This window comes from Amycolatopsis sp. NPDC043885 (assembly GCF_056435685.1).
Window position 1 is genome coordinate 69,358 of sequence record NZ_JBWKEA010000025.1, and the last position, 13,031, is coordinate 82,388.

Sequence of the window (13,031 nt, forward strand, 5' to 3'; positions counted from 1 at the left end):
CTGTGGCTTTCGCGACGCCCTCCAGCCGACGGGCCGACCGCACGCCACCTTCGCCTTACCCCTCGAAACCCGCCGGGGACGGGAGCCGTGGAGCTCCCGTCCCCGGCGTCTGTCAAGGCGTGACGGGAATGTTGGTCAGCCCGTTCACCGCCCTCGACACGGTGTTGGACGCGTGGACGACGTTGGGCCGATCCGAGCACTTCGACGTCGACGTGATCTTGATGGCGTACTGGCCGACCCCGCCGAGATCGGACTTGTTGTCCCGCCACACGTTCCCGCACCCGTTCGGGAACGACGGGGTGGTGCCGGGATTGTGCGTCTCGTAGCCGTTCGCGAACGTCCCCGGCGAAGCGAAGGTGCCGGTGTTGCCCTCGATCACGTACCCGGACCCCTTGACGTCGACCCAGGAATCGGCCGAATTCTGCCCGGAAACCCCTTGACCGTCGAAGGTGTTGCCCCGGATGACGCCGTCCACGGTGCCCTCTTTGACATCGATGGCCTCCGCGGCGACGTACGGCCCGATGTGGTTGTCGAGCACCTGGATCCGGTCGCTGCGGTCGACCCCGCCCGAGTTCCCGTGGCACGCCCAGTTCGAGTTCGCGGAGCCCAGGTAGACGCCCTCGCCGTAACCCGCCTGCACGAGACCGGTGTGGCTGATCGTCGAATCACGGATGACACTGTCCGCCGAGGAACGGCGGAAGTGCACGGCCTCCTCGTCGATCCGGTGTACTCGCACTCCCTCGATCACGGTGTGGTGCGAGTTGTCCGCGACGACGCCCTTCTTCGACTCCTGCACGGTGAAGCCCTTCAGGTGCCAGTACGGCGCACCGTAGAGCCAGAAGCCGTACCCGGAGTCCCAGCCCGCGGTCGGCGCCGGGCAGGAAGGCGCCTCACCGGACGGGCCGTCGTTGATCAGGATCGCCGTCGACGGTCCGGTCACCGTGATCGGCGCGCCCGCCGTGCCGGGTTTCGTGGCCACGAAGGAACCCCGATAGGTTCCGGCGGCCAGCCGGATGGTCCGGCCGGGGCTCGCGACGGCCAGCGCGGCCCGCAGCTCCGCCGCCGTGCTCACGTCGATCACGTCTCCCGCGGGAACACTGGTGGTCGTCGTCGGCGGTTTGCTCGTGGTCGTGGTGGTGGGCGGGGTCGTGGTGGTGCTCGGCGCCCCTCCCCCGCACGGGCTGCCGTTGATCGTGCAGCCGGTCGGCAGGCCGAGCCCCGAGGTGTTGAAGCCGAACGACGCGGTGCCGCCGGGTTTGATCGTGCCGTTGAAGCCGGCGTTGGTCACCTTGTAGTGCTGGCCGGTCCTGGTGAGCACCGAACTCCACGACGTCGTGATCGCGGTGCCTTCGGGGAGATCGAACTCGATCGTCCACTGCGTACTGTTCGCGTCGCCCGCGTTGGTCAGCGTGTACTTACCGCCGTATCCGCTGTCCCACACCGAGCTCTGGGCGAAGGCCGCGGTCAGGCTGGGCGCGGCGGCCTCGGCGGTGACGACGGCGCCGAACAGGCCCGCCGCCGACGCCGTGGCCGCGATCGCGGCGTGCAGTCGTTTCCTCGTCATTCCGTGCCTCCGCATTTGGTTCCGGCGATCGAGCACGCGACCGGGAGTCCCTGACCGGCGGCGTTGAAGCCGAACGTCGCCGTGCCGCCGGGTTTGACGCTCCCGTTGTGGGCCGCGTTCCCGAACCGGTAGTGCTGTCCGGTCCTCGCCAGCACCGAACTCCACGATCCGGTGATGGTCGTCCCGGCGGGCAGGTCGAACTCGACCGCCCATGAACCGACGGCGGCCGAACAGGTGTTGGTGACGGTGAAGCCGGCACCGTAGCCGCTGTCCCACACCGACTTACGGGTGAACGTCGCGTTCAGGCAGGCACTCGGGGTCTGGGTCGTCGTGGTGGTCGGTGTCGTCGTGGTGGGGCTCTGGCTCGCCGTCGAGGACGGCGGGGTCCCGTCGACGGACTTCAGGAAGAGTGACGAAGCGGCGTCGGTCTTGGTGGCGTCGACCCCTTGCCCTCCGGTGTAGTCCCGCTGCTCGTTCTTCGCCCAGTCGGCGATCGGTGTGCCGCCGATATCGAGGTGTTTGTACGCGGTGCCGTCCCAGCCGAAGGAGTGGACGCGGTGCCGGTCGGCGTAGAAGTCGTTATACGGCCCGTTGTCCGCGACCTGCTTGGTCATGGCGTTGTTGAAGAACACGTTGCGGTAGCCGGAAGCGCCCGACCACTTGACCGCCTTCTTGCCCGCGCCCCACCAGATCGGGAACCAGTTCGAGTCGTCGGGACCGCCGCCACCCTCCTCGCCGCAGTTGGCCCGGCAGTTCCCGGAGCGGTGCGCGTACGAGACCTTGACGGTGTTGAGTTCGAACAGGTTGTTGCGTTCCCAGCCGCCGTGCAGGTTGAGGTCGGAGTCGAACGAGTTGCCGATCACCACGTTGCCCGCGGCGGACCATTGGAAGGTGAAATGCCGCAGCAGGGTCGAAGTGTTGCCGGCGTAGAGCGAATCCCAGACGCGGGAGCCGCGGAAGTAGCCGTTGCCGCCCTTGCCCTTGTTCCACGAACCGTTGAGTTCGTTGTCGACGATCTGGAGGTTCTTGGCCTCCTCGGTGACGATCGGATGTGATCCGGTCATCTCCGCGCGGACGCCGCGGACCCAGGAGTTCGCCGCCCATTTGAAGACGATCCCGTGCATCTCCGCGGCGGGCGCCATGTTCCCGTAGTTGTTGTCCGCCTCCGCGGGGTTCAGCCCCGGCATGTCCTGGGTGAAGCCGAGGTTCTCGAATCCGACTCCGAGCACCGGGTCGACCAGCGGCGCCGCCTTCGAGTCGTAGGTGGCGCCGTCGATCGGGGCCGAACCGTCCGAAGTGGAGTTCACCGGGACGTCGTACTCGAGCGGTTTGTCCAGGGTGATCGTGCGGGCGGACGTGTCGAGCGCCGCGATCGTGAAGATCTGCTGGCGCATGTGCATGTTCAGCAACGGGAACGTGGTCGGCGTCGCCTGCTGCTGCTCGTAGAACTTCAGCGAGTTGGCCGCCCTGATGTTGACCAGGTTCCCGGCGGCGAGCGCGGTCAGCGCGCCGCTGCTCGCCAAGTGGACGACCTTGTCCCCCATCCGCGCGGCGAACGCGGTGTCGCCCGGCTTGCCCCGCAGCTTCACCCCGGCCTTCCAATGGACGTTGATGGTGCCCTCGAAGATGTCCTTGCGGTTCGCGGGCGCCGAGGCGTAGTCGCTGGAGTAGGACGTGTGCACTCCCCTGGACTGGACACGGAACAGCCCGCGACCGGGCCACAGCCAGCCGCCCTTGCCCGCGCCCGAGGTCATCCCGTCCTCGTCCCAGTCGGAACCGTCCGGGGTGAGGGTGTCGTAGAGGGTGTTCGCGTCGGGTTTGTAGACGAACTTCGTGGCGTCCTTGCCCGCGCCGCGCAGGATCAGGTAGTCGGCGTCGACGTGGATCTCGTGCGTGACGTCGAATCGGCCCGCCGGGAAGGTGATCGTGCTGAGCTTGGTGTAGCTCCCGGACGGCGAGCACGCGCTCTTGATCCCGTCGATCGCCGCCTGGATACCGTTCGTGTCGTCGGCGCCGTCGTCGGGTTTGACGTTGTACTGGCTCGCCAGCTCGGCCGCGGTGACCTGGCAGGTGGCATTCGGATTCACCTCACCGGAGCCGGGCAGCGCGGCACCGCCGCGATACCCGGCTTTGGACCAGTCGTAGAGCCCCGCGACCGGCGCGCGGCGGTTCGCCGCTCCGAGGTCGAGGCCGGTCAGCGCGCCGGGTCCCGGTGCCGCGTCCGCCACCTGGGGCGGTACCTGCAGGAGTGCGGCGGTGGCGACCACGGCGGCGACCGCCGGGAGGACGGCACGACGAAGAGGACTTTTTCGGGACACCCGAAACCTCCGTGACGGACTGACGGAAGGTGTTGCGGCGTGTACACCCGGACCCCGTCTTTATAGTTCACGTCCCTGTTGCTCGTCAACGGATGTGAATCATGTCCACGTATGTGAACGGACGAAGGTCGAGATATGGATGGAGAACGCCTCCAGGTAGCGACGAACGAACGCCTCCGTTACGTCGTCCGTCACGCCTCCGGCCTGCCCGGCACCGGGGAGTTGCCTTGATCGGGCGGACGCGCGCCCGCGTCCTCGTGGCCATCGCCGACGCGGTGACGACGACCGCGCTCGCCCACCGGCTGTCCATGGCGCCCGGCGCGGTCAGTCAGCACCTGAAGGTCCTGCACGACACCGGCTTGATCACGCGCCATCGGACCGGACGCGAAGTGTTCTACGCGCGCTCGGCGCTCGGTGACACCTTGTGCGCCAACGGGTAGGCAGGTCAGCCCTCACCCGAACGGAACCGGTCGAGCACGCGGCGCTCCCGCTTCGTCGGACGCCCCGCGCCCCGCTCTCGCCGCGCGACCGGGATGGCGGCCTCGGGCGGCGGCGCCGGCGTCCGGTCGATGAAGCAGGTGGCGGCGTCGGCGGCACCGACCCTTTTCTGGATCACGCGCGTCACTTCCAGGATCCGCGTCGTGTCGTGCACCCGCGCACGCACTTCGTCACCCGCCACGACCGTGGTCGCGGGTTTGGCCGGTTTGCCGTTCACGCGGACATGGCCGCCACGGCATGCCGCCGCGGCGTCCGGGCGCGTCTTGGTCAGCCGGACGGCCCACAGCCAGCGATCAACTCGAGTGGACTCCACAGCAGTACATAGTGGCCTATCGGCCATCTTTATTGCCACCCGGCATAGCCGCAGGTATAACTTGTTCTAAATCCCTCAACGGTGAGGAAGATCACGTGAGCGACGAAACCATGCGGAGAAGCGCTTCCGGACAGTTATCCCGCCGCCTCTTTATTGCTGGAACTGGTTCTATCCTGGGGGCGGCTGCCCTCGGCGGGACCGCTTCCGCGAAAAGTTCGATCGCCGACGCCGCCCGAATCCCGGCACTCGTCATCGGTTCCGGATACGGCGGCTGTGTCGCCGCGCTCCGGCTCGCCGAGGCCGGCGTCGACGTCCATCTCGTCGAGCTCGGCATGGCCTGGGACACCCCGGGCACGGATGGCAAGATCTTCGCCAACACCACCAAACCCGACTACCGCTCCTTCTGGCTGAGGACGAGGACAAAGCAGCCGTTGAGCAACTTCCTCGGCTTCCCGCTGGACAAGGACGTCCCGCGTCACACCGGGATCCTCGACGCCGAGGACTTCAGCGGCATCACCGTCTACCAGGGCCGCGGCGTCGGTGGCGGCTCGCTCGTGAACGGCGGCATGGCCGTCACGCCGAAACGGGAGAACTTCGGCGCCGTCCTGCCCACGGTCAACGCCGACGAGATGTACGGCGTTTACTACCCGCGCGCCAACGCGGGTCTCGGCGTCGCCACCATCGACCCGAACTGGTTCGAGACCGCCGAGTGCTACCAGTACGCGCGAGTCGGCCGGAAACACGCGCAGCGGTCCGGTTTCCCGTTCCTGTTCGTCCCGGACGTGTACGACTGGGACTACATGAAGAAGGAACAGGCGGGCACGGTTCCGAGGTCGGCGCTGGCCGGAGAGATCCTCTACGGCAACAACGCCGGAAAGAAGTCGTTGCAGCAGACCTATCTCCCGCGGATCAAGGCGACGGGGCGGGTGACGATCTCGGCGCTGCACCGCGTCACCTCGGTGACGCCCGCGTCCGGCGGCGGGTACACCGTGGTGATGGAGCAGCTCGACACCGGCGGCACCGTGACTGCGACGAAGTCCGTCACCGCGGACAAGGTGTTCTTCGCCGCCGGCAGCGTCGGCACGAGCAAACTGCTGGTCAAGCTCAGGGCCACCGGTGCGCTGCCCAACCTCAGCAACGAGGTCGGAAAAGGCTGGGGCGACAACGGGAACGTCATGTGCGGACGAGCCAACCACATGTGGGACGCCACCGGGGCGTTGCAGTCGTCCATCCCCACCGCGGGTATCGACAACTGGGCGGCGGGTGGCGCGTTCGCCGAGGTCGCACCCCTGCCGACCGGCATCGAGACCTACGCTTCGTTCTACCTGTCGATCACCAAGAACCCCCACCGCGCGTCGTTCTCCTGGAACCCGAGCGCGAACAGGGTCGACCTCGACTGGCAGACCGCGTGGAAGCAGCCGTCGATCGAGATGGCGAAGACGATCTTCGACAAGATCAATTCCAAAGAGGGCACGATCTACCGGACCGACCTCTTCGGCACGTACAAGATCTGGGGCGACCACCTCACGTACCACCCGCTCGGCGGCGCGGTACTCGGCAAGGCGACCGACAATTACGGCAGGCTCCACGGATATCCGGGGCTTTACGTGATCGACGGCGCGCTGATTCCGGGGAACACCTCGGTGAACCCGTTCGTCACCATCACCGCGCTGGCGGAAAGGAACATCGAAAAGATCGTCGCCACCGATCTGTGACGACGATCTACAATAGGCCGGGGGCGGCACCCCCGGCCTATTCTTTGAACAAGCACTGTCATATCTTCGGCAGAACGCAGACGGTGTCGATCCCCAAAACGTGGTTCAGCCGTCCGAAGGCGAGCCAGGAACCGATGCTCATGCTCAACTCGACGATTTCCTTCTGGCTGTAATGCTCGGACATCCGCTTCCAGAATTCGTCGTCGATGCCGTGGTGGTCGAGCGCGTAGCGTTCGGCGTACTCGGCGGCCAGCCGGGTCCGCTCGTCGAACGCGTCGGTGGTCCGCCACTCGGTCACCGCGTCGGCGAACTCCTCCTCGACCTTCACCCCGTCACGCTCGGTCCGCCAGTCCAGGCAGAAGACGCAACCGTTGATCTGCGCGATCCGCAACCGGGCCGCCTCGAACTCGCGGAGCCCCAGTGTGGTGTGCGAGTACACCGCGAGCGAGAGTTGCGACGCCGCGACACCGATCCCGGGCACCATCTCGCCCCACACGTAGCCGATCGGGTCCTTGCCCTCGGGAATGTCGATGTTCATCGCGCGCTCCTTCCGAGCTTGCCGGTCGCCGGTCTCAGGGGGACGTCGAGTGCGTCGTAGAGGCCCGGTTTCGCGTCCACGAGCCAGTCGATGGCGCCGACCAGCCTGCCGACCGCGGTCGCGTTACCGCCGGCGGACCGGTTCTCGCCCTCGTCGGTGGCCTCGACCGAGACTTCGATCCGGGGACGGCCCTCGATGATCACCTTGTGCGCCCCGTCGCCGCTGGGCGGCATCGGCCAGTCCCGCGCGCACGACGAGTGGATCCGCGTGACGTGCTCGATGACGATCCGGGGCTCGCCGTCCACGATTCCCTGCACTTCGAAGCGGACCGCGCCCTGCGTGCCGGCTTCGAACTCGCCCATCGCCCGCGTGGTCACGGTCGTCTCCAGCGGACGGCGGTGGAGCGTCTCCCGGATCTCGTCCAGGTCGACCCCGAGACCACGGGCGATCAGCCGCACCTGCCCACCCCACACCATCGTGGGCACCGACGGGGCGAGCATCGGCGGCTCGTAGTCCATCGGCTGCCCCATCCCGACCAGGTAGCGGACGGAGTCCGGCTGGTCGTAGGTGGAGTAGTCGAAGATCTCCTGGCAGCGGACCACGTCGACGGTGGTGCCGAGCCCGCTGATCAGCAACGGCAGGATGTCGTTGCCCCATCCCGGATCCACTCCGGAGACGAACAGCGACCCGCCGCCCTCCGCGATCGCCGCGAGCACCGGCTCGCGCAGTTCTTCGGGCGCGTTGCGCTGGTCGTACAACGCGTAGAGCGCGGGCGTCACCACCACCGCCCCGGCCCGGATCGCGCGGACGATGTCGGCCAGCGCGTCGGCGGGCCGGATGTCGCCGGACGCCGCGTACACCACCGCTCGCGGACCCGCCGCCAGAATCGCTTCGACGTCATCGGTCGCCGCCACACCCAGTTCGCCGTCGATTCCCGCGAGCGCGGCCGCGTCGCGGCCGACCTTCGCGGGATCGTGCACGAGCACACCGGTGAGTTCCAGCGCCGGATGCGCGTCGACGGCCCGGATGGAGGCGCGGCCGATGTTGCCTGTACCCCAGACAACAGTGGGAATCATGAAGTCGAGATTAACCGAATCCCAGTACCGAAACAATCACGAAAACCGCAGGTCAGAGTGCATTACTCGGGTTCAATCCAGCGGGCAACGAAAGCGTTCCGGTACGCGGAACGGACATCGTTTTCCGCGGTGACAGGCAATCGGGTTGAGGGGCGGCGGCGGGCGTGTGTAGTGTGCGTTCCCGTGACGAGCCCCGAGTCGGACAGAACCCAGCCGCCGGTCATCCGGCGGCGAGTCGTCGTGTCCGGCCGTTAGGCGTCGGCCCTCTCGCTTCCCGGTGACCGGAGCGCTGTTCCGTGCGTCCGGCCGGGTTTCCTCCTGCCCCGCGCACGGCTTCCTCCTGCTCACTTTTCCTTGGGAGTCGTCTGTTGCCCCTGTTCGTCTATGTCCTCGGCCTTGCCGTCTTCGCGCAAGGCACCTCCGAATTCATGGCTTCCGGCCTCGTGCCGGGGATCGCCGGTGAACTGTCCGTCCCGGTGGGCGCGGCCGCCGCGCTGACGTCGGCCTACGCCGTCGGAATGATCGTCGGCGCGCCCGCCATGGCCGTGCTCAGCGCACACTGGCCTCGCCGCCGGGCCTTGGCCGGGTTCCTGGCCGCCTTCGTCGTGGTGCACGTCATCGGCGCCGTGACGACGAGTTTCCCGCTGCTGTTCGGCACCCGGATCGTCGCGGCGATCGTCAACGCCGGATTCCTCGCCGTGGCCATGCCCGTGGCGGTCGCCCTGGCACCTCAGGGAAAGCAGGCGCGGGCGACGGCGGTCCTGTTGGCGGGTATCACGCTGTCGTGTGTCGCCGGAGTGCCGGCGGGCGCCGTACTGGGCGACCTCGCGGGCTGGCGGTCGGCGTTCTGGGCCGTCGCCGCGTTGTGCCTTCCCGCGCTGGTGCTGGTGTTCCGTTCCGCACCGGCCGGCGCGGCGGATCCGCACGAAGTCTCGATCAGGCGCGAAGCCCGTGAACTGAAAGCAACTCCCGTGCGGCAGGCGATGCTCCTCGGCGCGTTGGTGAACGGCGCCACCTTCGCGACCTTCGCCTTCCTCGCGGTCATCGCGACGGATGTCGCCCACCTCCCCGCCAGAGCGGTTTCCGGGCTGCTGGCGGCTTTCGGCGTCGGCGCGTTCCTCGGTGTCACAGTGGCGGGCCGCACGGGAGACGGCGAACTCCGGCGCGGCCTGGTGCTCGGGTTGTGTGCGCTGCCGGTGGGCTGGGCGGTGCTGGCGATGGTCGGGACGCAGCCGATCGCCCTGTTCGTCGTGACGGCCGTCCAAGGTGGACTGTCGTTCGGCTGCGGTTCCGCACTGGTGGCCCGGGTCATGCACGTGACCCCGGGAGCTCCGACGCTGAGTGGCTCGTTCGCGACCGTCGCGCTGAACGCGGGCGCGTTCCTTGGCCCGGTGCTCGCCGGTTTCGTCACGGAGTCGACCGGCGACTACCGCTACGCCATCTGGATCAGCGCGGCGATCACCCTCCTCGCGCTTCCGCTCGTCCTGCGGCCCGCCCGCGTGCGTCATCGATGAACGCGGGGGGTGGGTACCATCGGCCGTACCATGGAGATGATCACTGTGCCCGCGGGCGAGGTGCCGCTGTCGGACCGCCGGACACAGCGGAACTGGACCGTCGATGTCGCGTCCTTTCTGCTCGCCTCGGTTCCGGTCACCCGCGAGCCCGGCCGGCTTCCTCTCGTCGATGTCTCGTGGCAGGACGCCCTCGAGTTCTGCAACACCCTGTCCGAACGCGAAGGTCTGACTCCCGTCTACCAGCTGGATTCCCTGGTCTGGGACCGGACCGCGAACGGCTATCGGCTGCCCTCCGAAGCGGAATGGGAGCACGCCTGTCGCGCCGGCACGAGCGGTCCGCGCTACGGGCCGCTCGACGAGATCGCCTGGTACCGCGAGAACTCCGCGGAGACCGTGCACGAAGTCGGCGGCAAGGCGCCCAACGCGTGGGGCCTGCACGACATGCTCGGCAACGTCTGGGAATGGTGCTGGGACGTGTACGACGCCGAGGTGTACGGCGAATACCGGGTCCTCAAGGGCGGTGGCTGGTTCGACGAGCACTGGAGCTGCCGGGCTTCGGTACGGCGCCGCAGCCACCCGACCTTCCGTGTCGACGACGTCGGCTTCCGCCTCGCCCGGTCACTGTGACCCCGCCTCCACGACGTGATGATCACGCGATTGAATGACGGCACGGACACCCGGCCAGGGTGTCGGACACTGGAGGAAATCGTGACCGGAACCGCTCCCCGAGACGTCGAACGCGTCTACTCCACCGCCGACGTCGTCGCGAAACTGCGCCGGCTCGCCGACGCGCTCGAGTCCGAGACCTCTTTCCGCATCCAGATCGCCGGGGAACGGTTCCGTGTCCCCGCTCGTGCGCAGTTCTCGATCGAGCACGAGCGCGGTGACGGCGAGGAAGAGGTCGAGTTCCAGCTGAAGTGGAAGATCGAAGAGACCGACTCGGACGACGACTCCGAAGGAACCGTCGTCTGATCTTCTGTCCATAAAGGACTGGGGCGGGCTCGTCATTCGTCGGCGGGCCCGCCCCTTTCGCAACGCGCCACCACTGCTACCTCTGATCCAAGAAGCTCAGACGATTCCGCCGTTGGCGCGAAGGACCTGACCGTTGACCCAGCGGGCCGGGCCGGCGAGGAACGAGACGACCTCCGCGATGTCGGACGGGGTGCCGAGGCGTTCGAGCGGGGGCTGCGCCGCCATGCTCGCGATGGTCGCCTCGTCCTTGCCGTCGAGGAACAGCGCCGTGGCGGTCGGGCCGGGGGCGACCGCGTTCACGGTGATGTCGCGGCCGCGTAATTCGCGGGCGAGGACCAGAGTGATCGCCTCGACCGCACCCTTCGAGGCGGCATAGGCGGCGTATCCCGGCAGCGCGAGGCCGAGTACCGACGTGGAGAAGTTGATGATCGCGCCACCGTCGCGGACTCGGCGGGCGGCCTGCTGGTCGACCACGAAGGTGCCGCGGATGTTGGTGCGGTGCAACCGGTCCAGCCGGTCGAGGTCCAGTTCGGCCACCGGCGCCAGGTACATGGCACCGGCGGCGTGGACCACGACGTCGACTCCGCCGAAGGTCTTCTCCGCGGTGTCGAACACGGCCGCGACGGCCTGCTCGTCGGCGACGTCGGCCTGTGCCGCGATCGCCTGACCTCCGCCGTCGGTGATCGCGTCGACCGCGGCCTGCGCCTCGTCCTTGTTGCCGCCGTATACGACGACGACCGCGAACCCGTCGGACGCAAGCCGCTCGGCCGACTGCCTGCCAATGCCCCGCGAACCGCCGGTGACGATCGCTACGCGTGCCATGCAAGTGCTCCCATCAGGGGTTTCCATTGCTAACGAGATCACTGTATCAGCGATATCGAACCAGTGATACCACGTGAGTGTTATCGTTGATACATGACGTTGACCACGAAGGACCGGTTGATCCGCGCGGCGGCGGAACTCTTGGAGGAGGGCGGACGCGAGGCGTTGTCGACGCGTGCGGTCAGCGCCGCCGCCGGAGTGCAGGCGCCGACGCTCTACCGGACCTTCGGCGACAAGGACGGTCTTCTCGATGCCGTCGCCACGTACGGCTTCAAGAGCTACCTGGAGGGAAAGCACGCTCTCGGAGAGACCGGCGACCCGGTGCGCGACCTCCGGCGAGGCTGGGACCTCCACGTCGAGTTCGGCCTGCACCAGCCCGCCTTCTACATGCTCATGTACGGCGAGCCCCGCGTTCGCGAAGCACGCAAGGAGGCCGACGCGATACTCCGCCGGATCATCGAACGCATCGCCGAGGCGGGCAGGCTGCGCGTCCCGGTCGAGCAAGCCGCGCAGCTGGTGCACGCGACCGGAATGGGGGTGATCCTGTCGTTCCTCGCGAGCCCGCCGGAGCAGCGCGATCCGGACCTCATCACCGCCGCTCGCGAACACGTGATCGCGGCGATCACCACCGACAGCGCGGACAAGGCTTCGGACATCCCCAGCCGCGCCATCGCGCTCAAAGCCGCATTGGAGAAGGAACCCGGCAATGTCCTGACCTCCGCCGAGCAGGCGATGCTCGCCGAATGGCTCGACCGCCTCGCGCGCTGAATCACCGGCCGACGGCCTTCGCCGCCGCGACCGCCTGCCCGGCGTAGGACCGTCCGAAAAGGACGGTGTGGACCAGTAGCGGGAACAACTGGTGCGCGCCGATCCGGTCGGCCCAGCCGTCGGCGAGCGGGGCGACCTCCTGGTAGGCGGCGAGCACCCGGTCGAGCAGCGGGCAGCCGAACAACTGCAGCATCGCCAGATCGGTTTCACGATGGCCGCCGTGGGCGGCCGGATCGATGAGCGAGGCCTCGACGGCTCCCCACAGCACGTTGCCGTTCCACAGGTCACCGTGCAGGCGCGCCGGAGGTTCGGACACCTCGGGGAGCCGTGCGCAAGCCTGCTCGATGGCAGCGGCTTCGTCACCGTTCAGGATGCCCTCGTCGACCGCGCGACGGACGTAGGGCAGGACCCGGTGCTCGGCGTACCACGTCGGCCAGTCCTCGCCCGGCGTGTTCTCCATCGGGGCCAGGCCGATCCACGCGTCGGCGGGCCCGTCCGGCGGCGCCGCGCCGAACGCCGGCGCACCGGCCGCGTGCAACTCCGCGAGCCCACGCCCCAGCCGCTCCGCCGCGTGATGCGTCGGCCGTCCGCCGCCGACCAGTTCCGTGACCAGCCATTCACCGTCGTGGCCGCGAACCTCGGGCACCCGTACCGCACCGGGCTCCCCCAGCCACCGCAGGCCCGCGGCCTCGGCCGGTGTCGCGTTCCGGGCGTGGCCCCGTTTGACGACCACCGTGTCGCCGCTGTCGAGTACCACTTCGGTCACCCCGCTCGACAGGCTCCTCTGCCCGGCGACGGCGCGTCCGGTGATCTTCATGGCAGCCTCGGCAGGCGTCGAAACCTGGGTCATGCCCCGCAACCTACCTCCGCCGATCGGGTGAACGCTCGTTGTCCCGCGGAAATTCGCGTGCGTGCGCTTTCGAGAGACGAACG

The 13,031-nt window shown here is 68.2% G+C and carries 13 protein-coding genes; 6 read left to right on the forward strand and 7 right to left on the reverse strand.

Going from position 1 to position 13,031, the window contains the following annotated elements; translation table 11 throughout:
• Positions 1 to 112: 112 nt before the first annotated feature.
• Both AC069I_RS40975 and AC069I_RS40980 read right to left on the reverse strand, forming a co-directional pair.
• On the reverse strand, positions 113 to 1,564 hold the full coding sequence (locus AC069I_RS40975) for a cellulose binding domain-containing protein (protein WP_478232897.1): 1,452 nt from the start codon (positions 1,562 to 1,564) through the stop codon (positions 113 to 115).
• Positions 1,561 to 3,882, reverse strand: a complete 2,322-nt coding sequence (locus AC069I_RS40980) for a cellulose binding domain-containing protein (protein WP_478267767.1) — start codon at positions 3,880 to 3,882, stop codon at positions 1,561 to 1,563. Before AC069I_RS40980 ends, AC069I_RS40975 begins: the two co-directional genes overlap by 4 nt.
• A 227-nt stretch (positions 3,883 to 4,109) precedes the next feature.
• On the opposite strand from AC069I_RS40980, the gene AC069I_RS40985 reads away from it, so the two are divergent.
• Positions 4,110 to 4,322, forward strand: coding sequence for an ArsR/SmtB family transcription factor (locus AC069I_RS40985; RefSeq protein ID WP_478229426.1), 213 nt, complete (start codon positions 4,110 to 4,112; stop codon positions 4,320 to 4,322).
• Between the two features lie 5 nt (positions 4,323 to 4,327).
• On the opposite strand, the gene AC069I_RS40990 is transcribed toward AC069I_RS40985, so the two are convergent.
• A complete protein-coding gene (locus AC069I_RS40990) occupies positions 4,328 to 4,693 on the reverse strand; it encodes an RNA-binding S4 domain-containing protein (protein ID WP_340681739.1) in 366 nt (121 codons plus the stop codon).
• A gap of 95 nt (positions 4,694 to 4,788) precedes the next feature.
• Here AC069I_RS40990 and AC069I_RS40995 point away from each other — a divergent pair, with 95 nt between their 5' ends.
• Positions 4,789 to 6,408: a GMC oxidoreductase gene (locus tag AC069I_RS40995; RefSeq protein WP_478229425.1), complete on the forward strand. Its 1,620-nt coding sequence runs from the start codon at positions 4,789 to 4,791 to the stop codon at positions 6,406 to 6,408.
• 58 nt (positions 6,409 to 6,466) lie between these two features.
• Here AC069I_RS40995 and AC069I_RS41000 read toward each other — a convergent pair whose 3' ends face one another.
• Complete coding sequence (locus tag AC069I_RS41000) at positions 6,467 to 6,946, reverse strand: carboxymuconolactone decarboxylase family protein (protein ID WP_340681737.1); 480 nt, start codon at positions 6,944 to 6,946, stop codon at positions 6,467 to 6,469.
• Positions 6,943 to 8,022, reverse strand: coding sequence for an NAD(P)H-dependent amine dehydrogenase family protein (locus AC069I_RS41005; RefSeq protein ID WP_478229424.1), 1,080 nt, complete (start codon positions 8,020 to 8,022; stop codon positions 6,943 to 6,945). The genes AC069I_RS41000 and AC069I_RS41005 overlap by 4 nt, the downstream gene beginning before the upstream one ends.
• Before the next feature lie 368 nt (positions 8,023 to 8,390).
• On the opposite strand from AC069I_RS41005, the gene AC069I_RS41010 reads away from it, so the two are divergent.
• The 3 genes from AC069I_RS41010 (at position 8,391) to AC069I_RS41020 (ending at position 10,508) form a co-directional block, all read left to right on the forward strand.
• Complete coding sequence (locus AC069I_RS41010) at positions 8,391 to 9,536, forward strand: Cmx/CmrA family chloramphenicol efflux MFS transporter (RefSeq protein ID WP_478229423.1); 1,146 nt, start codon at positions 8,391 to 8,393, stop codon at positions 9,534 to 9,536.
• Between the two features lie 30 nt (positions 9,537 to 9,566).
• A complete protein-coding gene (locus tag AC069I_RS41015) occupies positions 9,567 to 10,163 on the forward strand; it encodes a formylglycine-generating enzyme family protein (protein ID WP_478267768.1) in 597 nt (198 codons plus the stop codon).
• 81 nt (positions 10,164 to 10,244) lie between these two features.
• Positions 10,245 to 10,508 (forward strand): amphi-Trp domain-containing protein, encoded by a 264-nt coding sequence (locus AC069I_RS41020; protein ID WP_125677397.1) that lies wholly within the window; start codon positions 10,245 to 10,247, stop codon positions 10,506 to 10,508.
• Positions 10,509 to 10,604: 96 nt separating this feature from the next.
• Here the strand turns inward: AC069I_RS41020 and AC069I_RS41025 are convergent, their stop codons facing one another.
• Positions 10,605 to 11,330: an SDR family oxidoreductase gene (locus tag AC069I_RS41025; protein ID WP_340681733.1), complete on the reverse strand. Its 726-nt coding sequence runs from the start codon at positions 11,328 to 11,330 to the stop codon at positions 10,605 to 10,607.
• Positions 11,331 to 11,423: 93 nt separating this feature from the next.
• Here AC069I_RS41025 and AC069I_RS41030 point away from each other — a divergent pair, with 93 nt between their 5' ends.
• Complete coding sequence (locus AC069I_RS41030) at positions 11,424 to 12,098, forward strand: TetR/AcrR family transcriptional regulator (RefSeq protein ID WP_340681732.1); 675 nt, start codon at positions 11,424 to 11,426, stop codon at positions 12,096 to 12,098.
• A gap of 1 nt (position 12,099) precedes the next feature.
• Here AC069I_RS41030 and AC069I_RS41035 read toward each other — a convergent pair whose 3' ends face one another.
• Positions 12,100 to 12,948, reverse strand: coding sequence for a fructosamine kinase family protein (locus tag AC069I_RS41035; protein WP_478229421.1), 849 nt, complete (start codon positions 12,946 to 12,948; stop codon positions 12,100 to 12,102).
• Positions 12,949 to 13,031: the final 83 nt, after the last annotated feature.